16 protein-coding genes are annotated in these 23,522 nt (G+C 69.6%); 6 read left to right on the plus strand and 10 right to left on the minus strand.

Annotated features, from left to right (window positions below; translation table 11 throughout):
- The first annotated feature begins 15 nt into the window (after positions 1–15).
- The 3 genes from ACXJLU_RS12995 to ACXJLU_RS13005 all read left to right on the plus strand — a co-directional run bounded on the left by ACXJLU_RS12995 (position 16) and on the right by ACXJLU_RS13005 (position 3,384).
- The gene (locus tag ACXJLU_RS12995; RefSeq protein WP_457331475.1) at positions 16–1,455 is read left to right on the plus strand and encodes a wax ester/triacylglycerol synthase family O-acyltransferase; all 1,440 of its coding nucleotides are present in this window, start codon (positions 16–18) and stop codon (positions 1,453–1,455) included.
- Between the two features lie 79 nt (positions 1,456–1,534).
- The gene (locus ACXJLU_RS13000) at positions 1,535–2,611 is read left to right on the plus strand and encodes an SAM-dependent methyltransferase (protein ID WP_457331477.1); all 1,077 of its coding nucleotides are present in this window, start codon (positions 1,535–1,537) and stop codon (positions 2,609–2,611) included.
- A complete protein-coding gene (locus ACXJLU_RS13005; RefSeq protein WP_457331479.1) occupies positions 2,608–3,384 on the plus strand; it encodes a DUF1295 domain-containing protein in 777 nt (258 codons plus the stop codon). The genes ACXJLU_RS13000 and ACXJLU_RS13005 overlap by 4 nt, the downstream gene beginning before the upstream one ends.
- On the opposite strand, the gene ACXJLU_RS13010 is transcribed toward ACXJLU_RS13005, so the two are convergent.
- The 3 genes from ACXJLU_RS13010 to ACXJLU_RS13020 all read right to left on the minus strand — a co-directional run bounded on the left by ACXJLU_RS13010 (position 3,385) and on the right by ACXJLU_RS13020 (position 7,799).
- A complete protein-coding gene (locus tag ACXJLU_RS13010; RefSeq protein WP_457331481.1) occupies positions 3,385–4,500 on the minus strand; it encodes an ABC transporter substrate-binding protein in 1,116 nt (371 codons plus the stop codon).
- Between the two features lie 129 nt (positions 4,501–4,629).
- On the minus strand, positions 4,630–5,733 hold the full coding sequence (locus ACXJLU_RS13015; RefSeq protein ID WP_457331483.1) for an ABC transporter substrate-binding protein: 1,104 nt from the start codon (positions 5,731–5,733) through the stop codon (positions 4,630–4,632).
- 152 nt (positions 5,734–5,885) lie between these two features.
- A complete protein-coding gene (locus ACXJLU_RS13020) occupies positions 5,886–7,799 on the minus strand; it encodes a PAS domain-containing hybrid sensor histidine kinase/response regulator (protein WP_457331485.1) in 1,914 nt (637 codons plus the stop codon).
- Between the two features lie 264 nt (positions 7,800–8,063).
- Between ACXJLU_RS13020 and uvrA the strand changes: the two genes are divergently transcribed.
- The gene (uvrA, locus tag ACXJLU_RS13025; protein ID WP_457331487.1) at positions 8,064–13,802 is read left to right on the plus strand and encodes an excinuclease ABC subunit UvrA; all 5,739 of its coding nucleotides are present in this window, start codon (positions 8,064–8,066) and stop codon (positions 13,800–13,802) included.
- Between the two features lie 770 nt (positions 13,803–14,572).
- Here uvrA and ACXJLU_RS13030 read toward each other — a convergent pair.
- The 5 genes from ACXJLU_RS13030 to ACXJLU_RS13050 form a co-directional block, all read right to left on the minus strand.
- Complete coding sequence (locus ACXJLU_RS13030; RefSeq protein WP_457331489.1) at positions 14,573–16,279, minus strand: GGDEF domain-containing protein; 1,707 nt, start codon at positions 16,277–16,279, stop codon at positions 14,573–14,575.
- A gap of 68 nt (positions 16,280–16,347) precedes the next feature.
- Positions 16,348–17,001: a protein-methionine-sulfoxide reductase heme-binding subunit MsrQ gene (gene msrQ, locus ACXJLU_RS13035; RefSeq protein WP_457331491.1), complete on the minus strand. Its 654-nt coding sequence runs from the start codon at positions 16,999–17,001 to the stop codon at positions 16,348–16,350.
- Between the two features lie 13 nt (positions 17,002–17,014).
- Entirely contained in the window at positions 17,015–18,007 is a 993-nt protein-coding gene (msrP, locus tag ACXJLU_RS13040; RefSeq protein WP_457331493.1) for a protein-methionine-sulfoxide reductase catalytic subunit MsrP, read from the minus strand.
- Positions 18,008–18,094: 87 nt separating this feature from the next.
- A complete protein-coding gene (locus ACXJLU_RS13045; RefSeq protein ID WP_073462294.1) occupies positions 18,095–18,454 on the minus strand; it encodes a hypothetical protein in 360 nt (119 codons plus the stop codon).
- A 113-nt stretch (positions 18,455–18,567) separates the two neighbouring features.
- Positions 18,568–19,194 (minus strand): c-type cytochrome, encoded by a 627-nt coding sequence (locus tag ACXJLU_RS13050; protein ID WP_457331495.1) that lies wholly within the window; start codon positions 19,192–19,194, stop codon positions 18,568–18,570.
- Positions 19,195–19,277: 83 nt separating this feature from the next.
- On the opposite strand from ACXJLU_RS13050, the gene yihA reads away from it, so the two are divergent.
- A complete protein-coding gene (yihA, locus tag ACXJLU_RS13055) occupies positions 19,278–19,985 on the plus strand; it encodes a ribosome biogenesis GTP-binding protein YihA/YsxC (protein ID WP_457331497.1) in 708 nt (235 codons plus the stop codon).
- A complete protein-coding gene (locus tag ACXJLU_RS13060; RefSeq protein ID WP_457331499.1) occupies positions 19,982–20,893 on the plus strand; it encodes an alpha/beta fold hydrolase in 912 nt (303 codons plus the stop codon). The genes yihA and ACXJLU_RS13060 overlap by 4 nt, the downstream gene beginning before the upstream one ends.
- On the opposite strand, the gene ACXJLU_RS13065 is transcribed toward ACXJLU_RS13060, so the two are convergent.
- The gene (locus tag ACXJLU_RS13065; protein WP_073462297.1) at positions 20,878–21,135 is read right to left on the minus strand and encodes a hypothetical protein; all 258 of its coding nucleotides are present in this window, start codon (positions 21,133–21,135) and stop codon (positions 20,878–20,880) included. The genes ACXJLU_RS13060 and ACXJLU_RS13065 overlap by 16 nt on opposite strands.
- 120 nt (positions 21,136–21,255) lie before the next feature.
- On the minus strand, positions 21,256–23,511 hold the full coding sequence (locus ACXJLU_RS13070) for a patatin-like phospholipase family protein (protein ID WP_457331501.1): 2,256 nt from the start codon (positions 23,509–23,511) through the stop codon (positions 21,256–21,258).
- Between the last annotated feature and the right edge of the window lie 11 nt (positions 23,512–23,522).

The raw sequence follows: 23,522 nt of genomic DNA on the forward strand, positions 1-23,522 counted from the left end.
CAGGAGACCCCGACGATGCCCACCTCCCCCCACGCCGCAACCCAGCGCATGTCGCGCGTCGACACCGCCTGGCTGCGCATGGACAACGACGTGAACCTGATGATGATCGTCGGCGTCTGGCTGCTGCAGCCGGCCATCACGCACGCCGCGCTGTGCGAGCGCGTCGAGGACAAGCTGCTGAAGTACGGGCGCTTCCGCCAGAAGGTGGTGGAAGACGCGATGGGCGCGAGCTGGGTCGACGACCCGGCCTTCGACCTGCAGCACCACGTGCTGCACGAGCCCTTGCAGCGTGCCCGCGGCCAATCCGCGCGTCGGGCGCTGCAGGAGCGTGTCGCCGAGTTGAGCAGCACGCCGCTGGACCGTGCGCACCCGCTGTGGCAGTTCCACCTGATCGACGACTACGAAGGCGGCAGCGCGCTGATCGCCCGCGTGCACCACTGCATCGCCGACGGTATCGCGCTGATCTCGGTGATGCTGTCGATCACCGACGGCGGCCAGGATCCGCCGCCGCGCCGCACGCGCGGCAAGGCCCTCGACGACGACAGCGATGCTGACTGGCTGTCCGATGCGGTCGTCAAGCCGCTGACCGACCTGACCGTCAAGGCGATCGGCATGTACGGCGGCGGCATCGCGAAGTCGATGGAGATGCTGGCGAATCCGCAGCAGCCGCTGCTGGGTTCGCTCGACATGGCGCGCACCGGCTACCAGGTGCTCAGCGACGTGGCGGCGCTCGCGCTGATGCCCGACGATTCGCCGACCTCGCTGAAGGGCACGCCGGTCGGCCGCAAGCACGTGGCCTGGGGCGAGCCGATCCCGCTCGACCAGGTGAAGGCGATCGGTCGCGCGCTGAATTGCTCGGTCAACGACGTGCTGCTGGCCTGCGTGGCCGGCGCGATCGGCGGCTACCTGCGCGCACGCGGCGAGAACCCCGACGGGCAGGAGATCCGCGCGATGGTGCCGGTGAACCTGCGCCCGCTCGAGAAGGCGCACCAGCTCGGCAACCGCTTCGGGCTGGTGCCGCTGGTGCTGCCGATCGGCATCGCGAACCCGGTCGAGCGCGTCTACGCGGTGCGCGCGCGCATGACCGACCTGAAGGGCAGCTACCAGCCGCTGCTGGCGTTCGCGGTGCTGTCGGTGGCCGGGCTGCTGATCAAGCCGGCCCAGGATGCGCTGCTGAACCTGTTCGCGAAGAAGGCGACTGCGGTGATGACCAACGTGCCGGGGCCGGCCGCGCCGCTGAAGTTCTGCGGCTCGACGCTGCGCCAGACGATGTTCTGGGTGCCGCAGTCGGGGCACATCGGCGTGGGCGTCAGCATCCTGAGCTACGGCGGCGGCGTGCAGTTCGGGCTGGTGACGGACGATGCGCTGTGCAAGGACCCGCAGGCCATCGTCGAGCGCTTCGAGCCCGAGTTCGAGAAGCTGTTGATGGTCACGCTGATGCTGCCCTGGGAGTGAGGCATCCGGGCTCCGTGCATCCGGGCAGGCGGTCGCCGCGTATGGAATGGCTTCACCGGTGCTTTCCAGGAGATTCCGCATGTCCGCTTCGTCCACGGCCCGTGTCGTCAACTGGGTCGAGCAGGGGCTCGTGCCCGACCGCGTTGTCCGGCTCGGCATTCGCCGCCTGCTGAAGGAGCGCCTGCACGAGATCCGGGCCGATGACGTCGCCGCGTCGGCCGAACTCACGGCCGAGTTCATCGCCGGAATGCGGCGCGCGCCGCTGGCCCTGCTGCCCGAAAAGGCCAACGAACAACACTACGAACTGCCGGCCGCGTTCTTCGGCAGCGTGCTGGGCAGCCACCGCAAGTACAGCAGCTGCTGGTGGGGCGAGCCCGCCGACGCCGCCATCGCCACGCTGGACGCCGCCGAGGCCGCCGCGCTGACCCTCACCTGCGAGCGCGCCGGCCTGTTCGACGGGCAGGACGTGCTCGAACTCGGCTGCGGCTGGGGCTCGCTGTCGCTGTGGATGGCCGAGCGCTTCCCGGGCAGCCGCATCACCGCGGTCTCCAACTCGCACTCGCAGCGCGCCCACATCGTGGTCCAGGCGGCGCAGCGCGGGTTGTCGAACCTGCGCGTCGTCACGCAGGACATGAACGAGTTCGACCCGATGGACTTCGGCATCGTCGACCGCTTCGATCGCGTGGTGTCGGTCGAGATGTTCGAGCACCTGCGCAACTGGCCCGAGGCGTTCCGCCGCGTCGCCGGCTGGCTGCGGCCCGGCGGGCGCTTCTTCATGCACGTGTTCGCGCACCGCAGCACGCCGTATGCGTTCGTCGCGCGCGATGCGAGCGACTGGATGAGCGAGCACTTCTTCGCCGGCGGCATGATGCCGAGCGACGACCTGGCGCTGAACTTCCAGGACGACCTGCGGCTGCTGCAGCGCTGGCGCTGGGACGGCAGCCACTACCAGCGCACCGCCGAGGCCTGGCTGCAGAACATGGACGCCCGCCGCGCCACGCTGCAGCCGGTGTTCGACGCCTGCTACGGCGCGCAGCAATCGGCGCTGTGGTGGGTGCGCTGGCGGCTGTTCTTCATGTCCTGCGCCGAGCTGTTCGGCCACGATGGCGGGCAGCAGTGGTTCGTCAGCCATGCGCTGTTCGAGCGCCGCGCATGACCGACCTGCTGCCGATGGCGCCATGGGGCCTGGCGGCGAGTGCCACGCTCGCAGGGGTCGCGTGGGCGGGCAGCGTCGTGCGCCACGATGCGAGCCTGGTCGACCGCTGGTGGTCGGCATTGATCGCAGCCTCGGCGCTGGCGTATGCCGTCGTGCTGCCGGCTTCGGGCTCGCGCGCCCTCGCGATGGGTGCGCTGCTGCTGGTGTGGGCGCTGCGGCTGGCGATCTACATCAGCTGGCGCAACTGGGGCCATGGCGAAGACCGCCGCTACCAGGCGATCCGTGCGCGCAACCAGCCGAACTTCGCGTTCAAGAGCCTCTATCTGGTGTTCGGGCTGCAGGCGGTGATCGCGTGGATCGTCGCGATGCCGTTCGTCGTCGGCCTGGCGGCAGCGGTGCCGCTGGGCCTGCTGGATTTCACCGGCATCGCCGTCGCCGGGTTCGGCATCGTCTTCGAGGCGGTCGCCGATGCGCAGATGGCGCGCTTCCAGGCAGACCCGGCGAACCGGGGCCAGGTGATGGACCGCGGCCTGTGGCGCCTGAGCCGCCACCCGAACTACTTCGGCGAGGCCTGCACCTGGTGGGGTCTGTGGCTGATGGCGGTGCCGGCCGGCGGCGCCTGGAGCATCGTCTCGCCGCTCGTGATGACGACGCTGCTGCTGAAGGTGTCCGGCGTCACGCTGCTCGAGCAGGACATCGGCGAGCGCCGCCCCGCCTACCGCGACTACATCCTGCGCACCAGCGCGTTCGTGCCGTGGTGGCCGAAGCGCTAGTCAGCGCCGGAACTTGCCGTCCGGGCCGATGATCGACAGGTCGGCGAAATCGAGCCCGGTGTGGTCGGTGGTGCTGTAGCTGATGTCCATGCCGCCCACGTCGTAGTGGTTGATGCCGTTCAGCGCGGCCACCAGCCGTTCGCGCGTCGGGTTCGGGCCGGCGCGGCGCAGGCCTTCGACCAGCACCTTCGCGGCGGCAAAGCCTTCCATCATCGCGGGCGAGACGCCGTCGAGCTTGCGTGCCCGCGCGAGTTCCAGCGCTTCCTTGACGAGCGGCGACGCGATCGAGCGCTCGTACGGGAACACCTGCGAGACGATGGTGCCGCGGCCGTAATCGCCCATCAGCTTGATGAAGCCGCTGGACGCGTTGTTCGACAGCGTCACCACCTGCGCCATCGAGCCGGCCTTGCGCAGCGCCATCGTGCCCTCGGCCACCGCGCCGGCCGAGCCGATGAACAGCACCGCCTGGGCGCCGGACTTCGCCACCTGCGGCGCCAGCTGGCTGAAATCGGGTTGGCTGCGATCGAACTTGGCGAGCATCGCCGGGTTCTTGCCGATGGCCTCGAAGCCGGCCACCGCGCCCTGCACCGCATCGGCGCCGAAGCTGTCGTCGACCTGCAGCACCGCGATGCGGTCGACGCTGACCAGGCTCAGGTGGCGGATCATGCGCTCGGCCTCGCGCTGGTAGGTGGCGCGTACGTTGAAGACGTAGGGGTGCACCGGCTTGTGCAGCACCATCGCGCCGGTCGACGGCGCGATCATCGGCACCCGGTGCTCGGTCAGCAGCGGCAGGAGGGCCTGCGCATGCGGCGTGCCGCGGCCGAGGAACATCGCCAGCACGTGCTTCTCGACGATCAGCGTCTTCGCGTTCTCGGCGCTGAGCGCCGGGTCGAACTGGTCATCGGCGGAGACCAGCTGGATCGGCTGGCCGTGCACGCCGCCCTGGGCATTGATCGAGTCGATGTAGAGCTTCGCGCCGTCGGTGTTCTCCTTCACGCCGGCCGCCACCGGCCCGGTGAAGCCGGCGGTCTGTCCGATCAGGAGCTGGGCTGCGGCGGGGGTGCCGATCGACATCATCGTGGCCGCGAGGGCCAACGCACCGAGGTACTGCTTCATCAGGTGTCTCCGCTCTGTTCGTGAAACTCAAGGAAATCCATGGTTTCACGGGCAGGGCGGGCGTGCCTGCGTGCAGTACGCCTGTCTGCGCGTCACGCCGGGGCTGGCGTGACGTGCTGCGCGGAGCGCTCAGCGGCGGAACTTGCCGTCGGCTCCAATGATGGAGAGATCTGCAAAATCGAGACCGCTGTGGTCGGTCGTGCTGTAGCTGACCTCCATGCCGCCGATGTCGTACTTGTGCAGGTTGTTCAGCGCCGCGAGCAGCCGGTCGCGCGTCGGGTTGCCGCCGGCGCGGCGCAGCGCCTCGACCAGCACCTTCGCGCCGGCAAAGCCTTCCATCATCGCGGGCGACACCGCATCGAAGCCCTTGGCCTTCGCGAGCTCCGTCGCTTCCTTGACGATGGGCGACGCGATCGAGCGCTCGTACGGGAACACCTGCGTGACGATCACGCCGCGCGCGTTGTCACCCATCAAGGTGATGAAGCCGCCGGCCGAGTTGTTCGACAGCGTGACGATCTGCGCCGGGCTGCCGGCATCGCGCAGCGCCTTCGTGCCTTCGGCGACGACGGCGCCCGAGGCGATGAACAGCACGGCCTGCACGTTCATCTTGACCATCTTCGGCACGATCGCGCTGAAGTCGGGTTTCGCGCGGTCGAACTTCTCGACCGCCGCCGGCTGCTTGCCGACCGCGGTGAAGCCGGCCGTGGCGCCGACGACCGCATCGGTGCCGAAGCTGTCGTCGACGTGCAGCACCGCGATGCGCTCCATGCCGATCAGGCTCAGGTGGCGGATCGCGCGCTCGGCCTCGCGCTGGTAGGTGGCGCGCACGTTGAAGATGTACGGGTTGACCGGCTTGTGCAGCACCATCGCGCCGGTCGACGGCGCGACCAGCGGCACCCGGTACTCGGCCAGCAGCGGCGCGATCGCCTGCGTGTGCGGCGTGCCGCGCACCAGGAACAGCGCGACCACGTTCTTCTCGGTGATCAGCTTCTTCGCGTTCTCGGCCGCCAGCTTCGGATCGAACTTGTCGTCCAGCGAGACCAGCTCGATGGGCTGGCCGTTGATGCCGCCGCGCGCGTTCACCGCGTCGAAGACCAGCTTCGCGCCGTCGGTGGTTTCCTTGACGCCGGCGGCGACCGCGCCGGTGAAGCCTGCCGTCTGGCCGATCATGATCTGGGCGGCCGCACTGGCCGCGAGGCTGGACAAGGCCAGCGCGCAAAGAAGCTTCTTCATGGAGTCTCCGGTTTTATCCCTGGGGCATGGGCCGCGGGCCGTGTCGACTCACTGTCCCGACGGCGCACGGCAGGGCGGGATGTTTTCACATGTAACGACTGCGCGAGCACGTCAAGTGGACGAAATGTCCACCCAGTCGCGTTCGGCGCGACTTAGTTCGCGGTCGGCCCGTTTTCGTCGTCGCCCGTCAGCTCCGGGTCATCAGGGCGCCACTGATCCAGCACCGTGCGCAGGCTCTCGAACTGCATCGGCTTGGTCAGGTGCTCGTCCATGCCGGCCTCGAGGCTGGACTGCCGGTCGGCGGCCAGCGCATGCGCGGTCAGCGCGACGATCGGGAACGGCCGCAGCGTGCCGTCGGCCTGCAGCGCGCGCAGCCGGCGGGTCGCCTCGACGCCGTCCATGCCCGGCATCTGGATGTCCATCAGCACCAGGTCGGGCGCCTTCTCGAGGCAGTGCGCGAGCGCTTCTTCGCCGCTGGCGGCGACGCTGACCTTCATGCCCAGCACCATCAGCATCTCGCGCGCGACCAGCTGGTTCAGCGGGTTGTCCTCGACCACCAGCACGTGCATGCCGGGGCGCATCGGCGTCGACGGCTCGGGCCGTGCCGGGGCCGGGCGCGCCTCGGCGCTGGCGACGGTGCGCAGCTCGGCTGGCGTCAGCGGCTTCAGCAGCACCGCCATGCCGCTGCGCGCGGCCCGCTCGAGCAGCACCGGTTGGTGGAAATCGGGGCGCAGCAGCAGCGTGACGCGCGTGCCCTCGGGCAGCGCGCGGCGCAGCGCTTCCAGGTCGCTGGCGTCGTCGAGGCCGTCCTCGGCCAGCACGATGCAATCGGGCGCGCGGCCGCCGAGCAGCGCGCGCCGCGTGGCCTGCGCCAGGTCGGGGATCAGCTCGGTGGTCCAGCCCAGGCGCTCGATGCGGCGCGGCAGCCACGGCGAGGTCGTCGCGTTGCGCACCACCAGCCAGGCGTGGCCGGGTGCGTGCGGCGCGGGCGCCGGCTGGGCCACCGCCGCGAGCCGCAGCTCGACGGTGAACACCGAGCCGCGGCCGGGCATGCTGCTGGCCGTCACGCGGCCGCCCATCAGCGCGGCCAGCTTGCGCGCGAGCGACAGCCCGAGCCCGGTGCCGCCGTGCTGGCGGCGCGCGCTGTTGTCGCCCTGCTCGAAGGGCCGGAACACGCGCTCGAGGGTGGCGGCGTCCATGCCGGAGCCGGTGTCGTGCACCTGGATGCGCAGCAGCCACGGGCCGTCGGGCTGGGCGCGCAGCTCGGTGACCAGCGCGACATGGCCGTGCGCGGTGAACTTCACCGCATTGGCCAGCAGGTTCGAGACGATCTGGCGCACGCGCGCCGGGTCGCCCTGGAACTGCGTCTGCTCGCCGAGGTAGTCGTACAGCATCGTCAGGCCGCGGCCGTGCACCTGCGGCATGAAGCCGCGGAAGGTCTCGGCCAGCAGCTGCGAGAGGTCGAAGGTTTCGAGCCGCAGCGCGAGTTCGCCGGCCTCGGCGCGGGCGTAGTCGATCACGTCGCCGATCAGGCGCAGCAGCGACTGGCCGGATTGCTGCGCCAGTTCGAGGTAGCCACGCTGCTCGTTGTGCGTGGCCAGGCGCTGCGCCAGTTCGGTCATGCCGAGCACCGCGTTCAGCGGCGTGCGCAGCTCGTGGCTCATGTGGGCCAGGAAGGCGGCCTTGGCCTGGGTGGGCGCGGCGTCGGTGTCGAGTTCGCGCAGGCTGCCGGTGAGCCGGGTGGCCGCGGCGCCGCTGTCGACCGTGGCGCGCATGCGCACCTGGAACCAGCGCAGGCTGCCGTCGGCCGTGCGCAGGCGCAGGCGCCCGTCGACGGTGTGGCCCGGTGCGCGCGTCGCGGCGCCGCACAGCGCATCCCAGCGCGGCAGGTCGGGGGGGTCGATGCGTGTGCGAATGGCGGACGGGTCGTCGGCCAGGTCGGCGCCGAGCAGCTCGCGGCAGCGCGGCGAATGCCAGGCGCGCTGCGGTGTCGGGTGCAGCGTGCGCTCCTGGGAGATTCCTGGCGTGAGTTCGTGCTCCCACACGCCCTCGCCGACGACATCCATCAGCCGCGCTGCGCGGCCGCTGTCGGGGGGGAGGGGTGGAATCGGAGGTACTGCTGATGCTTTCATGGCGCCACACGCACACGGCACGCGTGAAGCGTCGCGCATGGTAGCCAATGGACTCCGTCTGGGCAATGCGCTTCGCGTGTTCGATGTGTTGCACCACGTCAGCGGGGTTGCTGACGGCTACTGACCAATGGCCCGCCGGCGTGCTCACCCGGCCTGGCTCCCTAGAATCTTCGGCTCCGCATTCCGAAAGCCCTCCCCATGTCCGATGTCGTCCCCGATGACACGACCGGCGTCATCCGCATCCGCGGCGCGCGCCAGCACAACCTGAAGAACCTGGACCTCGACATCCGCACCGGCGAGATGACGGTGGTGACCGGGCCCTCGGGCTCGGGCAAGTCGAGCCTGGTGTTCGACACCTTGTACGCCGAGGGGCAGCGGCGCTACGTCGAGACTTTCAGCGCCTACGCGCGGCAGTTCCTCGACCGGATGGACCGGCCGGCGGTGGATCGGGTCGACGGCGTGCCGCCGGCGATCGCGATCGACCAGACCAACCCGGTGCGCACCTCGCGCTCGACGGTCGGCACGATGACGGAGCTGAACGACCACCTGAAGCTGCTGTACGCCCGGGCGGCCGCGCTGTTCGACAAGCAGACCGCGCAGCCGGTGCGGCACGACACGCCGGAGACGATCTATGCGGAGCTGATGAGTCGCACGGCGGCGAGCGACCCGCGGCTGGTGGTGACCTTCCCGGTGGAACTGCCGGCGGTGACGACGCCCGAGGAGATCGAGCAATGGCTCGCTGCCAGCGGCTTCACCCGCGTGCAGGCCGAGCGCGAGGTCGCGACGCCGACCGGGCCGCGCAAGGTGCTGGACGTCGTGGCGGACCGCTTCCGGCTGCAGAACACCGAGAAGGTGCGCGCGGTCGAGGCGATCGAGACGGCGCTGAAGCGGGGCAGCGGGCGGGTGAATGTCTATGTGGTGGCCGAGGAAGGCGAACCGACACTCTGGCGTTTCTCCACTGGTTTGCACTGCCCCGACAGCGACCTGCGCTACAGCGAGCCGCAGCCCGCGCTGTTCTCGTTCAACTCCGCGATGGGCGCCTGCGAGACCTGCCGCGGCTTCGGGCGCGTGATCGGTGTCGACTGGGGCCTGGTGATCCCGGACCACCGCAAGACGCTGCGCTCCGGCGCGATCAAGACCATCCAGACGCCGGCCTGGAAAGACTCGCAGGACGACCTGCTGAAGTACGCCGCCGAGGCCGGCATCCCGCGCGACGCCGCGTGGTCGCAGCTCAGCGAGGCGCAGCGCGACTGGGTCATCAGCGGCTCGCCGCACTGGAAGGGCAACTGGAACAAGCAGTGGTACGGCATCAAGCGCTTCTTCGAGTACCTCGAATCGAAGTCCTACAAGATGCACATCCGCGTGCTGCTGTCGAAGTACCGCAGCTACACGCCCTGCACCACCTGCGGCGGCGCGCGCCTGAAGACCGAGGCGCTGCTGTGGCGCCTGGGCAGCAAGCCCGACGCCGACGGCGTGCTGCCGCCCGGGAAGCGCTTCCTGCCGCAAGGCACCACCTGGTCGCGCGACCAGCTCGAAGCGCTGCCGGGCCTGACGGTGCACGACCTGATGCTGATGCCGATCGAGCGCATCCGCCGCTTCTTCGACGGCATCAGCTTGCCCAGCACGATGCTCGACGACGCGCTGAAGCTGCTGCTCGACGAGATCCGCACGCGCCTGAAATACCTGTGCGATGTCGGCCTCGGCTACCTGACGCTCGACCGCCAGAGCCGCACGCTGAGCGGCGGCGAGGTGCAGCGCATCAACCTCACCACCGCGCTCGGCACCTCGCTGGTCAACACGATGTTCGTGCTCGACGAGCCGAGCATCGGGCTGCACCCGCGCGACATGAACCGCATCGTCGAGGCGATGCACCGGCTGCGCGATGCCGGCAACACGCTGGTGGTGGTCGAGCATGACCCGGCGGTGATGCTGGCCGCCGACCGGCTGATCGACATGGGCCCCGGCCCCGGCGAGCGCGGCGGCAACATCGTGTTCGACGGTACGCCGGAAGAGATCCGCCATGCCGACACGCTGACCGGCGCCTACCTCGGCGCGCGCAAGCAGGTCGGCCTGGGCGGGCTGAAGCGGCTGGTGACCGACGCCACGCCTAAGCTGATCCTCGAAGGCGCGCGCGACCACAACCTGAAGAACGTGACGGTCGAGTTCCCGCTGCAGCACCTGGTCTGCGTGACCGGCGTCTCCGGCTCCGGCAAGAGCACGCTGATGCAGGACGTGCTGTTCCCGGCGCTCGCGCGGCATTTCGGCAAGGCCACCGAGACGCCCGGCGAGCACGACCGACTGCTCGGCGCCGACTGGCTGACCGACGCGGTGTTCGTCGACCAGTCGCCGATCGGCAAGACCGCGCGCTCGAACCCGGCCAGCTACGTCGGCGCGTTCGACGAGATCCGCAAGCTGTTCGCGCAGACGCCGCTGGCCGGCCAGCGCGGCTACGGCGCCGGCATGTTCAGCTTCAACGCCGGCGACGGCCGCTGCCCGACCTGCGGCGGCTCGGGCTTCGAGCACGTCGAGATGCAGTTCCTGTCCGACGTGTACCTGCGCTGCCCCGATTGCGACGGCCGCCGCTACCGTGGCGAGATCCTCGACGTGAAGATCGAGCGCCGCCTGCCGGGCGAGGTCGCGCGCGAACTGAGCGTGGCCGACGTGCTGGAGCTGACCGTCAGCGAGGCGGTGCAGATGTTCGCGCAGGACCGCGAGGTGCTGCGCGTGCTGCAGCCGATCGTCGACGTCGGCCTCGAGTACGTGAAGCTGGGCCAGCCGGTGCCGACGCTGTCGGGCGGCGAGGCGCAGCGGCTGAAGCTGGCCGGCTTCCTCGCCGAGGCGGCGCAGACGACGACCGCGAGCCGCCAGCCGGTCGCGAAGAAGGGCACGCTCTTCATGTTCGACGAGCCGACCACCGGCCTGCACTTCGACGACATCGCGAAGCTGATGCGTGCGTTCCGCAAGCTGCTGGACGCCGGGCATTCGCTGGTCGTGATCGAGCACAACCTCGACGTGGTCCGCGCGGCCGACTGGCTGATCGACCTCGGGCCGGAAGGCGGCGAGGGCGGCGGCCTGGTGGTGTGCACCGGCACGCCGGAGGACGTGAAGCTGCACCCGACGTCGCACACCGGCCGTGCGCTGGCGGAGTACGACGTGTCGATGCGCCTGGGCGAGCACAAGGTCGAGGAGGGCGTGCCGCTGCAGTACCTCGTCAAGAAAGCCCGCGACGTGAAGCGCGATGAATCGATCCGCATCGTCAACGCGCGCGAGCACAACCTGAAGTCGCTGGACGTCAGCATCCCGCGCGGCAAGTTCAGCGTGGTGACCGGCGTCTCGGGCTCGGGCAAGAGCACGCTGGCCTTCGACATCCTGTTCAACGAGGGCCAGCGCCGCTACCTAGAATCGCTGAACGCCTATGCGCGCAGCATCGTGCAGCCCGCGGGGCGGCCGGAAGTGGACGCGGTGTACGGCATTCCGCCGACGGTCGCGATCGAGCAGCGGCTGAGCCGCGGCGGGCGCAAGAGCACGGTCGCGACGACCACCGAGGTGTGGCACTTCCTGCGGCTGCTGTACGTGAAGCTGGGCATCCAGCACTGCGTGAACGACGGTGCGCCGGTGCGGCCGCAGAGCGTCGAGAGCATCGCCGCGCAGCTGCTGCGCGACCACCAGGGCGTGCACGTGGGGTTGCTGGCGCCGCTGGTCGTCAACCGCAAGGGCGTCTACACCGACCTCGCGAAGTGGGCCAAGGCGCGCGGCCACACGCACCTGCGGGTGGATGGCGATTTCCTGCCGGTCGATCCATGGCCGCGGCTCGACCGCTTCAAGGAGCACACCGTCGAGCTGCCGGTCGGCGACCTGGTGGTCGGCAAGGACAACGAGGCCGAGTTGCGCACGCTGCTGGCGCAGGCACTCGATGTCGGCAAGGGCGTGATGCACCTGCTGAGCCCGCTGAAGGGCCTGCGCGGCGCGATGCTGGCCGGCACGCCGACGCGCAAGCTCGGCGAGGTGAAGGTGTTCTCGACCAAGCGCGCCTGCCCGGTGTGCGCCACCAGCTACCCCGAGCTGGACCCGCGCATGTTCAGCTACAACAGCAAGCACGGCTGGTGCACCACCTGCGTCGGCACCGGCCTGGCGCTGACGCGCGAGCAGCGCAAGGCGTACGACGATTCGGTGCAGGACGACGACAACAAGGGCCGCGAGCAGAGCTTCCCGTCGGAGGAGGCGGAAGTCGAGGGCGTGATCGACGAGCCGTGTCCCGATTGCGGCGGCACGCGGCTGAACCCGGTGTCGCGCGGCGTCACCTTCGACACGCATTCGATCGCCTGGATCGCGCAGTGGTCGGTGACCGATGCGCGCAAGTGGGTGCAGGCCTTGAAGCTGCAGGGCCGCGATGCCGAGATCGCACGCGACGTGGTCAGCGAGATCGCGAGCCGGCTCGAGTTCCTCGAGGAGGTGGGCCTCGGCTACCTGACGCTGGACCGCGCGGCGCCGACGCTGTCGGGCGGCGAGGCGCAGCGCATCCGGCTGGCGGCGCAGCTGGGCAGCAACCTGCAGGGTGTGTGCTACGTGCTCGACGAGCCGACCATCGGCCTGCATCCGCGCGACAACCAGATCCTGCTCGATGCGCTGCACAAGCTGGGCGACAAGGGCAACACGCTGGTGGTGGTGGAGCATGACGAAGACACCATCCGCCGGGCCGACCACATCATCGACATCGGCCCGGGGGCCGGCAAGCGCGGCGGCCGGCTGGTGGCCGAGGGCACGGTGGCCGATCTGGCGAAGCACCCCGATTCGGTGACTGGCCGCTTCCTCGCGAACCCGCTGGTGCACCCGCTGAAGGCGCGGCGCGAGGTCGAGGCCTTCCTGGCGTCGGTGGCGAGCAAGGTCGCGAAGGAAGGCGAGGCGAACCGGCTGCTGACGATCCATGGTGCGTCGCTGCACAACCTGCAGCAGGTGACGGTCGACGTGCCGCTGAAGCGGCTGGTGGCGGTGACCGGCGTCAGCGGTTCGGGCAAGTCGACGTTGGCGCGCGACGTGCTGCTGGCCAACCTGCAGTTCATCAACGTGCGCGGCGGCAAGCCGAACTGGCAGGGCTGCGAGAAGATCGACGGCTGGGGGTACATCGACCGCGTGCTCGAGGTCGACCAGACGCCGATCGGCAAGACGCCGCGTTCGTGCCCGGCGACCTACATCGGCTTCTGGGACACCATCCGCAAGCTGTTCGCCGACACGCTGGAGTCGAGGGCGCGCGGCTACCTGCCGGCGCGCTTCAGCTTCAACACCGGCGACGGCCGCTGCCCGGCCTGCGAAGGGCAGGGCATGCGCACGATCGAGATGAGCTTCCTGCCCGACGTGAAGGTGCCGTGCGACGTGTGCCACGGCCAGCGCTTCAACGCCGAGACGCTGGCGGTCAGCTGGCGCGGCAAGAGCATCGGCGACGTGCTGCAGATGGAGATCGACGAGGCGGTGGAGTTCTTCGCGTCGATGCCGAACATCGCGCACCCGCTGCAGCTGATGAAGGACGTGGGCCTGGGCTACCTGACGCTGGGCCAGCCGTCACCGACGCTGAGCGGCGGCGAGGCGCAGCGCATCAAGCTGGTGACCGAGCTGACCAAGGTGCGCGACGACGTGGGCCGGCGCGGCAACAAGGCGCCGCACACGCTGTACGTGCTCGACGAACCGACGGTCGGGCTGCACATGGCCGACGTGGAGCGGCTCATTCGGGTGCTGCACCGGCTGGTCGATGGTGGGCACAGCGTGGTCGTCATCGAACACGACCTGGACGTGATCGCCGAGGCCGACTGGGTCATCGATTTGGGGCCTGAGGGTGGTGTGCGCGGCGGCACGGTGGTGGTGAACGGGGTGCCGGAGCTGCTGGTCAGGACGAAGGCGAGCCACACGGGGGCGGCGTTGAAGCCGGTGTTGGCTCGGACGTAGGCGCGGAAGGCGCGGGTGGGGAGTCTGTGGCTCGCCGGTCGGGTCGGTCATCGCCCCTGGCGGGGCGATGACTTCCCTCCGCTGACTGATTTCGCGGCCCGTCGCCCAAACTCCCGCCACTCACTTCGTTCGTTGTGGTCAAACAGTGGGCGACAGTCAGTTCACGAAGCGTGCTGGCGCACGCGGGCCACGAAATCAGCCAGCTCCGGCGACCCGCCCTGATTGGCGCTCCACAGACTCCCCACCCGCGCCTCTGGCCACCGCTCTGGTCTCTTGTGAGATGACAAGCGAACAAGTGGGGATTGGGCCCGGATTCCGCTTCGCTGCATCCGGGCGTGACTGCTGTAGTCGGGTTCTCGTGTGCCACCACCCGATCGGACTGAGATATCGATGCCTCGACTGGCTCACGCAGGATGTGCGCAGAGAGGGACAGTGCTTCCATCAAGCGAAGATGACATCAACCCTCATTTGTTCGCTTGTCATGGCTGAAGAGCCAGGGTGGTGCACAAGGCGCGGGTGGGGAGTCTGTGGAGCGCCAATAGGGACGGGGCGCCGGAGCTGGCTGGTTTCATGGCCCCGCGCGAAGCGCGATCGTGAACTGACTGTCGCCCACTGTTTGACCACAACGAACGAAGTGAGTGGCGGGAGTTTGGGCGACGGGCCATGAAACCAGTCAGCGGAGGGGAGTTGACGCGCCTCCAGGCGCGGCGACCGCACCGGCCGGCGAGCCACAGACTCCCCACCCGCGCCGTCCGCACCAATGCGCGCGTTCAACCCTCGACCAGCCGATTGCGCCCCAGCCGCTTCGCCTCGTACAAAGCCGCATCGGCCCGCTCGACCAGCTCGATCGCGTTGTCGCCCGATTGCGCGACGGCGAGCCCGAGGCTCAACGTGACCTGCAGCCCCGCCGCGATCGCGCTCCACGGATAAGCCTGCACCGCGCTGCGCAGCCGCTCGCAGATCTCGTGCGCCGTCTCGCGCGGCGTGTCGACGAACACCAGCACGAACTCCTCGCCGCCCCAGCGGCCGAGCAGGTCGCGCGCCCGCGTCTTGTCGCCGAACAGCCTCGCCACCGTGCGCAACACCTCGTCGCCGACCGCATGGCCGTGGCGGTCGTTGACCTGCTTGAAGTGATCCAGGTCGGCCATCGCCAGCGCCATCGGCTGGCCCTGGCCGCGCGAGCGTTCGATCAGCAGCGGCAAGGTCGCGTCGACATGGCGCCGGTTCGCGAGGCCCGTCAGCGGGTCCTCGAGCGTCTCGCGGTGCAGCTCGGCGGTGCGCTGCTCGAGCAGCTCTTTCTCGGCCTCCAGCTGCTGCGTGCGCAGCCGCTGCAACTCGGCCTCCAAGCGCGAACGCTCGCCGTCCATCAGCGCGCGCTCGACATCGATGCGGTTCACCATCAGCCGCGCCTGCGCCTTGCTCTGCAGCGCGACGCGCTGCATCTCGATCTGGTGGTGCGCCTCGCAGTGCAGCAGCGCCGGCTCGAACTGGCGCGTCGCCTTGTAGGCGCGGTGCAAGGCCGAGTGCACGCGCATGCGGGTGGTCTCGTGGTCCATCTCGGTCAGCGACTGCAGCGTCGCGGTGAGCTCGGTGATGGCTTCTTCATTCCGGCCCTCGCGCAGCAGCACCTCGGCGATGTTGTGCCGCATGCGCAGCACGACCGCGCGGAAGCCGTTCTGCACCGCGCTCGCCAACGCCTCCTGCAGCAGCGCTCGCGCCTCGGCGAACTCGCCGGCCAGCCCGAGCGCCTCGCCCAGGTTGCCCTGCGTGACGCTGACGCGGTAGATGTCGCCATGCCGGCGCGCCAGCGACAGCGCCCGGCTGCCGTACTGGCGAGCCCGCTGGATCGCCTGCTGGCTGGCATCGTCGTCGGCGCGCAGCTGCGCCTGGTAGTAGGCGCTGATCGCGGTTGCGGTGAGGTTGTTCAGCGCCAGCATGCGGTCGCCGTGGCCCCCGTGCTCGCGCGCCATGCCCAGCGATTGCAGCAGGAAGCTCTCGGCCTGGATCGAATCGCCGAGCCGGTCGTAGCAGATGCCGATGCGGTTCAGCGCAACGCCCATCGCCAAGCCGCGATCGTGCTGGCGGGCCAGCTCGAACGACGCGGTGGCGTGCTTCAGCGCTTCTTCCTGCAGGCCGATCTCGCTGAACGAGATCGCCAGCAGGCACAGCGTGTCGCATTGCTCGTCGATGCGCTCGGCGGCCTTCCAGAGCGCCAGCGCCGCGCGCGCCGACTGCACCGAGGGCTCGAACTGCCCGAGCCGCCAGCGGTGGTTGGCCATCAGCGTGTGGATGCGCGCCAGCATCAACGGCTCGCCGACCGCGCTGGCGCCGTTCAGGGCCTGCTCGGCCAGCGCGAGGCCCTGCTGGTGATGGCCGGCGTCGTGGGCGGCCTGCGATTCGGCGATCAGCCTGACGAGGCGGCGGGCGACCGTCTCGGGGCCGGTGGACGTGGAGTGGGGCAAGGCGTGGGCGACCATGGAGGGCCCGATTGTGCGTGGCCCGGCGCGAGCGCGCCAGACACGCAGGCGTCACCTTCGCGACGCCGTCAACTCTTGCGCAACGCGTGCCAGATGCGCCAGCCGAGCAGCACGCCGATGATGGCGGCGTACACCGCGACCTCGGCGAAATTGTTCTTCGCCGCCTTCATCCAGAAGAAGTGCAGCAAACCCAGCAGCACGATCGCGTAGACGCTCTTGTGCAGCGCCTGCCAGCGTTTCGCGCCCAGCGCCTTGATGGCCCGGTTGAACGAGGTGGCGGCCAGCGGGATCATCAGCACGAAGGCCAGGAAGCCGACCAGCGCGAACGGGCGCTTCGGGATGTCGCGCACGATGGCGTCGAGGTCGAGCCCCATGTCGAGCCACGCATAGGCCAGAAAGTGCAGCACCACGTAGAAGAACGCGAACAGCCCCAGCATGCGCCGGAAGCGCGCCAGCGCCGGCTGGTGCGCGATCACCCGCAGCGGCGTCACCGCCAGCGTGATGCACAGCAGGCGCAGCGTCCAGTCGCCGGTCGAGCGGATCAGCGCCTCGGCCGGGTTCGCCCCCAGCGTGTTCATCAGCGCACCGTAGAACAGCCAGGCGAACGGCAGCAGGCCGGCGACGAACAGCAGCGGCTTGGCGGCCGGGTGCAGCAGCGGCGAACGCCGGCGCGGCACGGCGGGGCGGGGGGCGGTGTCGGATGACAGCACGGCGGTCTTCATGGTCGGATCGCGCTCAGAACAGCTTCTTCAGATCCATGCCGGCATAGAGCTGGCCGACCTGGGCTTCGTAACCGTTGAACATCAGCGTGGCGCGCTTCTTCGCGAACAGGCCGTCTTCGCCGATGCGGCGCTCGGTGGCCTGGCTCCAGCGCGGGTGGTCGACCGTCGGGTTGACGTTCGAGAAGAAGCCGTACTCCTGGGCGGCCGCATGGTTCCACGAGGTCAGCGGCTGCTTGTCGGTGAAGCGGATCTTGACGATCGACTTGCCGCTCTTGAAACCGTATTTCCAGGGCACCGCCAGCCGCACCGGCGCGCCGTTCTGGTTCGGCAACACCTCGCCGTACAGGCCGAAGGCCAGCAGCGCGAGCGGGTTCATCGCCTCGTCGAGGCGCAGGCCCTCGACGTAGGGCCACGACAGCACGCGCGAGCCGAGGAAGGGCATCTGCTTCGCATCGCCCAGCGTGACGAACTCGACGTACTTCGCGTTGCCGGTGGGCTCGACGCGCTTGATCAGCTCGGACAGCGAGTAGCCGACCCACGGGATCACCATCGACCAGCCCTCGACGCAGCGCAGCCGGTAGGTGCGCTCCTCCATCGGGGCGAGCTTCAGCAGCTCGTCGAGGTCATAGACCTTGGGCTTCCTGACCTCGCCTTCGATCGCCACCGTCCAGGGCCGGGTCTTCAGCGAGCCGGCGTTGCGCGCCGGGTCGGCCTTGTCGGTGCCGAACTCGTAGTAGTTGTTGTAGCTGGTCACGTCGTTGTAGGACGTGAGCTTTTCCATCGTGATCGCCCCAGGGACGGCGCTGCGCGTGCCCGGCAGCGGCGCCAGCTTGTTCGGGCGGGCGGCCTGCGCCATCGCGTCGCGCGCGGCCCAGCCGGACAGCGCGGCCCCGCCGGCGCCGAGCGCCATCAGCTTCAGCAGCTCGCGGCGGCGCTCGTAGACGGCGCGCGGCGTGATCTCGGACGGCACGGCATGGTCGAAGCCGCGGTTCGGGCGGTGGTGCATGGAAACTCCTGGGGGCGCCGAAGCGCGTTGCCGGTCAGTCGGGCTTGGAGCGGCAGACCTTACAGCCGGTTCCACCGGCCGGCCAAGTCAGGGCAGCTCGCCGAAATTGGTGTCGTCGATCACCGTGCCGAATTGCGTGTCGGAAAACAGCCGCAGCGAATTGCGCGCGGTGCGTTCCCGGAAGCTCTTGCGGGCGAACAGCTTGGCCTGCGCCTCGCCTGGCAAATCGGTGATGTTGATGATGTTGCGCACGATCAGCGTGTCGATCACGTCCTCGATCACGCGGACGAAATCGGCGTCGAGCTTGCCGAAATCGCTGCTGGCCGGCGTGTGGCCGATGAAGGCCAGCAGCTCCGGATGCCCGTCCGCCATGAACTCGGTGCCGGCGCCCGGTTGACGGTGCAGGCTGTCGATCTGTCCGTCGGGTCCGCGTCGGATGTGGGGCATGGGGGCGTTCGCAGTGGCGAGTCGAATGACTATAGTCGCGCCCGCGCCGACCGGGCATGAAAAAGGCCGGTCAGTGACCGGCCCCTGCAGATGAAGCGTGAGATTCGCCGCGTTCAGCGCAGCCCGGCGATGTAGTCGGCCACCGCCTTGATTTCCTTGTCGTTCATCTTCGCGGTGACGCCGGTCATCTGCGCACTGTTCTTGCGCAGCCCGCCGCGGAAGGCCACCAGCTGCGCCTCGGTGTAGTCGGAGTGCTGGCCACGCAGGCGCGGGTACTGGGCCGGGAGGCCGGCGCCGGTCGGGCTGTGGCAGCCGGCGCAGGCCGGAACGGCCCGGTCGGCGATGCCGCCGCGGTAGATCTTCTCGCCGAGGGCGACCGATTCCTTGTTCTTCGCGAAGCCGGGCTTCGCATCCTTCGAGGCGTAGAACGCGGCGACGTTGCGCATGTCGTCTTCGCTCAGCGTCGAGGCCATGCCCTTCATGATCGGGTTGTCGCGCTTGCCTTCCTTGAACTCGGCCAGCTGCTTGACGAGGTATTCAGGGTGCTGGCCCTGCAGGATCGGGTTGGCCGGGCTGCCGCGCGAGCCGTCGGCCGAGTGGCAGGCAGCGCAGACGTTGGTCGAGATGGCCTGGCCTTTCGCGGCATCGGGCTTGGCCTTCGCCGCCTCGTTTGCGGAGGCTGGCACCACCAACGCGGCGGCCAACAACAGACTCGACAGCAAGCTAGCAACAGGCATCATGGCGTGTGGTGTGTGAGGTGGCTGGATGCGTTTTGTGGGTGCAAAACCCGGCGATTTTACAATGCAAGTTTTTGGTGCCTTCCATGACCGACGAAAACAATTCCGGTGCGCCGGCCGCTGACGCGAGCAGCGATGCGGCCGCAGCCGAGAAACTGGCGCTGGCCTGGACGCACACGGCCCGCTTCCTGACGACCGCCAGCCAGCTGAACCAGCTGCCCCAGACCGAGCTGCCCGAGATCGCCTTCGTCGGGCGCTCGAACGCCGGCAAATCGACCGCGATCAACACGCTGACGCAGCAGAAGCGCCTGGCCTTCGCGTCGAAGACGCCCGGCCGCACGCAGCACATCAACCTGTTCGAGCTGGGCCCGAAAGACGCGCCGAATGCGCTGTTCGCCGACCTGCCGGGCTATGGCTACGCTGCGGTGGCGCGCTCGGCCAAGCAGCGCTGGCAGGAGGTGATGGCCAACTACCTGCAGGTGCGCCGCAGCCTGTCGGGCGTGGTGCTGATGGTCGATTCGCGGCTCGGGCTGACCGAACTCGACCGCAACCTGCTCGAGTTCGTGGCACCCCGCGTGGGCTCCGGCGAGGTGCGCCTGCTGGTGCTGCTGACCAAATCCGACAAGCTGAACCGCAGCGAGGCCGCCACCGCGCTGGCGTCCACGCAGGCGGCGCTGGGCGAGCTGACGAGCGAGGACGCCGACATCGGCATCACGCTGTTCTCGGCGCTGAAGAAGCAGGGCGTCGGCGACGCGGCCTGCGTGCTGCGCGACTGGATCGTCCCGTCGCCATGATCGAGACCTTCGACGCGGTGCTGCCGCACGGCATCACGCTGAGCTGCCGGGCCAGCGGGCCGCGCGGCGCGCCGGCGATCGTGTTCCTGCATGGTTTTCCCGAAGGCGCCTTCGTCTGGGACGCGATGCTGCGCCATTTCGGCGACCGCTACCGCTGCATCGCGCCGAACCTGCGCGGCTACGAGCGCTCGTCGGCGCCGGCCGAGGTCGAGGCCTACCGCGCGAAACACCTGGTGGCGGACCTGCTGGCGCTGATCGCGCAGCAGGGCAGCGGCCCGCTGGCGGCGTTGGTCGCGCACGACTGGGGCGGCGCGGTGGCCTGGAATTTCGCGGTGCAGCACCCGCAGGCGCTGCAGCGGCTGGTGATCGTCAATTCGCCGCACCCGGGTGTGTTCCTGAAGGCGCTGCAGACCGATCCGCAGCAGCAGGCGGCCAGTGCCTACATGAATGCCTGGAGCCGCCCCGGGGCCGAGGTGGAGCTCGAGGCCGGCGATTTCGCGCGGCTGTGGGCGGTGTTTGCCCACATGGGCGCCGAAGACCCGTCGCGCCCGGGCGGCGGCTGGCTGACGCCGGCGCTGAAGGAGCAGTACCGCGCGGTGTGGCGGCACGGGCTGACCGGCGCGCTGAACTACTACCGCGCGTCGCCGCTGCGCCCGCCGGCCGGGGCCGATTCACCGGTGCTGGCGCTGAAGTTTCCGCCGGAGTTCGTCACCGTGCAGGTGCCGACGCATGTGGTGTGGGGCGAGGCCGACGTGGCCTTGCCGGCGTCATTGCTGGACGGGCTGGAGGCCTTCGTGCCGAAGCTGACGCTGACCCGCGTGCCCGGCGCCACGCACTGGATCGTGCATGAGCTGCCGGCGCTGGTGGCGGCCGAGATCGAACAGGCGCTTGCTCAGACCACCACGTAGCGGCCTTCGAGCAGCTGCGAAGCCGACTGCAGGTGCTCGCGCAGCATCGGGAACAGGTCCGACGACGACTCGGTCGCGTAGATCTGCCGAGCCCGGTGTGCCGGCGAATACGCGACGTTGACGAGGCAGGCGGCCGGCCCGCTGCAGTACTCCAGCAGCTCCGGCCCGAGGAAGTGAACCGCCCAGCCTTCGGACGATTCGACACCGCCATCGCTGATCCGCATCAATTCGCTGTCCGTCATGTCGCGCCTCGCCGAACTTCACTGACTCTGTTGCCTGACCCTTGCAGCCAGTTTAGGAAGCGCGTCCTCGCTTGACACCCCCCCGAACGCGGCAGGACCGGCGCTGCCGCGTCGGATCCGTCACGGTCGGCCGATGAACAGGTAGAGGCCGGCGGCACCGCGCGGCGCGTAGGTCACGCCGAGGTAGAGCGGACCGATGCCGGTGTCCGCGCCGACGAACAGGCTCATGCCGCTGCGCAGGTCGTTCAGCTTCATCTGGCTGCTGTAGTCCCAGGCGTTGCCGGCCTCCAGCGAGCCGCCGGCGAAGAGCCCACGGGTGAACACCGGCGCGTAGCTCAGGCGCTGGTAGTACGCGAGCCGCCCGAACAGCAGGTAGTTGCCCTCGATCTGACCCGGCAGGTAGCCCGACATCTGCTGGAAGCCGCCGAGCGTGTAGCGGCCGAGCCCGGCGATCGAGCGCTGGTCGGCATGCTGCACCCGCCCGAGCGCGTTCAGCGTGTGCCGCCCCCAGGTGCCGACCGCCGAGCCCTCGCCCTCGATCCGCGTGAAGCGGTCGGAATCGCTGCCGGTGACGCTGTCGCTGCGGCGCCCGCTGACCACCTCGCCCTGCACGCGGTAGCCGCGCAGCGGGAAGTTCGCGAAGTCGAGCTGGTCGATCACCACGCCGACGCGCAGGCCGGATTCGTCGATCGTCACCGTGTCGCGCGGCCCGACGTAGTCGGCCGACAGGATCTCCGGCTCGTTGCGCAGCGTCAGGTGCGTCAGGCCGATGCGGATCTCGCCGAACTGGCCCCAGGGCTGGCCCAGGTCGACGCCGAAGCGGCCGGCCGAGCGGTTGAAGTGCCCGCGCTCGTCGCCGGTGACGCCGTTGTAGACGGCCACCTTGCGGCGCTCGATCTCGCCGTAGCCGGCGACGAACCAGTCGTTCGAGATCCCCAGCGTCCAGTTCAGCGGGTGGTAGATCTCGGAGAACAGTTTCGGCACCTCGCCGATCTGCACGCGGTTGCGCCATTCGGTGCCGTTGGCATCCAGCCAGTGTCGGTTGTGGCTGATCTTCAGGTTGAAGGCGCTGCGCCCGCTGAAGTCGGTGGTCAGGTCCAGCCCGACGCGGAAGTAGTGCGGTCCCCAGGGCTTGTCCTCCAGGTCGAAGACCAGCCCGTCGCCCTGGCCGGTCGTCACCAGCTCGTAGTCGGCGCGCACGTAGTCGCCGCTGGCGGCCAGGCGCCGCGCATCGCGCTCGGCCTTGGCCGCGTCGAAGGGCTGGCCGGCGGCCGATTCCATCTGCGCCGCGAAGCGCTTCGGGTTGGTCAGGCTGCTGCCTTCGAACTCGACGAACGCGAGCGTCGCCTGCGGTGCGGGTTCGCGCGGGTGGCCGGCCTTCCATTGCGCATAGGCCGTCTCGTCGAGCGACAGCGCGGCCAGCCGCGGCGCGAGCTGCACGGCGCCTTGCTCGCCGAGCGCGATCAGCTCGCGCGTCCTGTTGAAATCGCCTGACGTGATGTCGCCCAGCTGCGGCGAGATCAGCAGGTCGCGCCCGCCGAGCGACGCCAGGCTGCGCTGCACGTTCTGCTCGGTCAGGATGTTGATCATCTGCCCGGTCAGGCCGCCGACCGAGCCGAGCGTCTTGCGCGGCGCCAGCGGCGTGCCGATGTTGACGACGATCACGATGTCGGCGCCCATCGCGCGCGCCACGCCGACCGGCACGTTGTCGACCAGGCCGCCGTCGCCGAGGATGCGGTCGTCGATCTCGGTCGGCGGGAACACGCCCGGCACGCTCATGCTGGAGCGCAGCGCGAGCGCCAGGTCGCCCTGGCTCAGGATCACCGCGCGGCCGTCTTCCATGTCGGTGGCGACGGCGCGGAACGGGATCGGCAGCCGGTCGAAATCGCGCACCGAGCGCACCGGCAGCGTGTAGCGCCGCAGCAGCGTCTCGAGGCCGCGGCCCGACAGCGCGCCGAGCGGCGCGCGCAGCTCGCCGTCGCGCATGCCGAACTCGATCAACGGCGAGATCTCGAAGTCTTCTTCCTTGCGCCGCTGCGACAGCAGCTGGCGGTCGACCCGGTTGGCGAACACCGCGTCCCAGTTGACCTTCAGCAGCTCGCGCTCCAGCGTCTCGGCGTCCATGCCGCTGGCGTACAGGCCGCCGATGATCGCGCCCATCGAGGTGCCGGCGATCACGTCGACCGGGATGCGCTCGCGCTCCAGCACCTTCAGCACGCCGACGTGCGACAGGCCGCGCGCGCCGCCGCCGGACAGCACCAGGCCGATGCGCGGGCGAGTGGGGGGCGGTGGCGCCTGCTGCGCCAGCGCCGTGGTGCCGATGAACGCGAGCAGGCACAGCCATGCCCGCCGATGGGTCCCGCCTCCGAATGTCATGGCCGGCATTC

This window comes from Rhizobacter sp. P5_C2 (assembly GCF_054049715.1).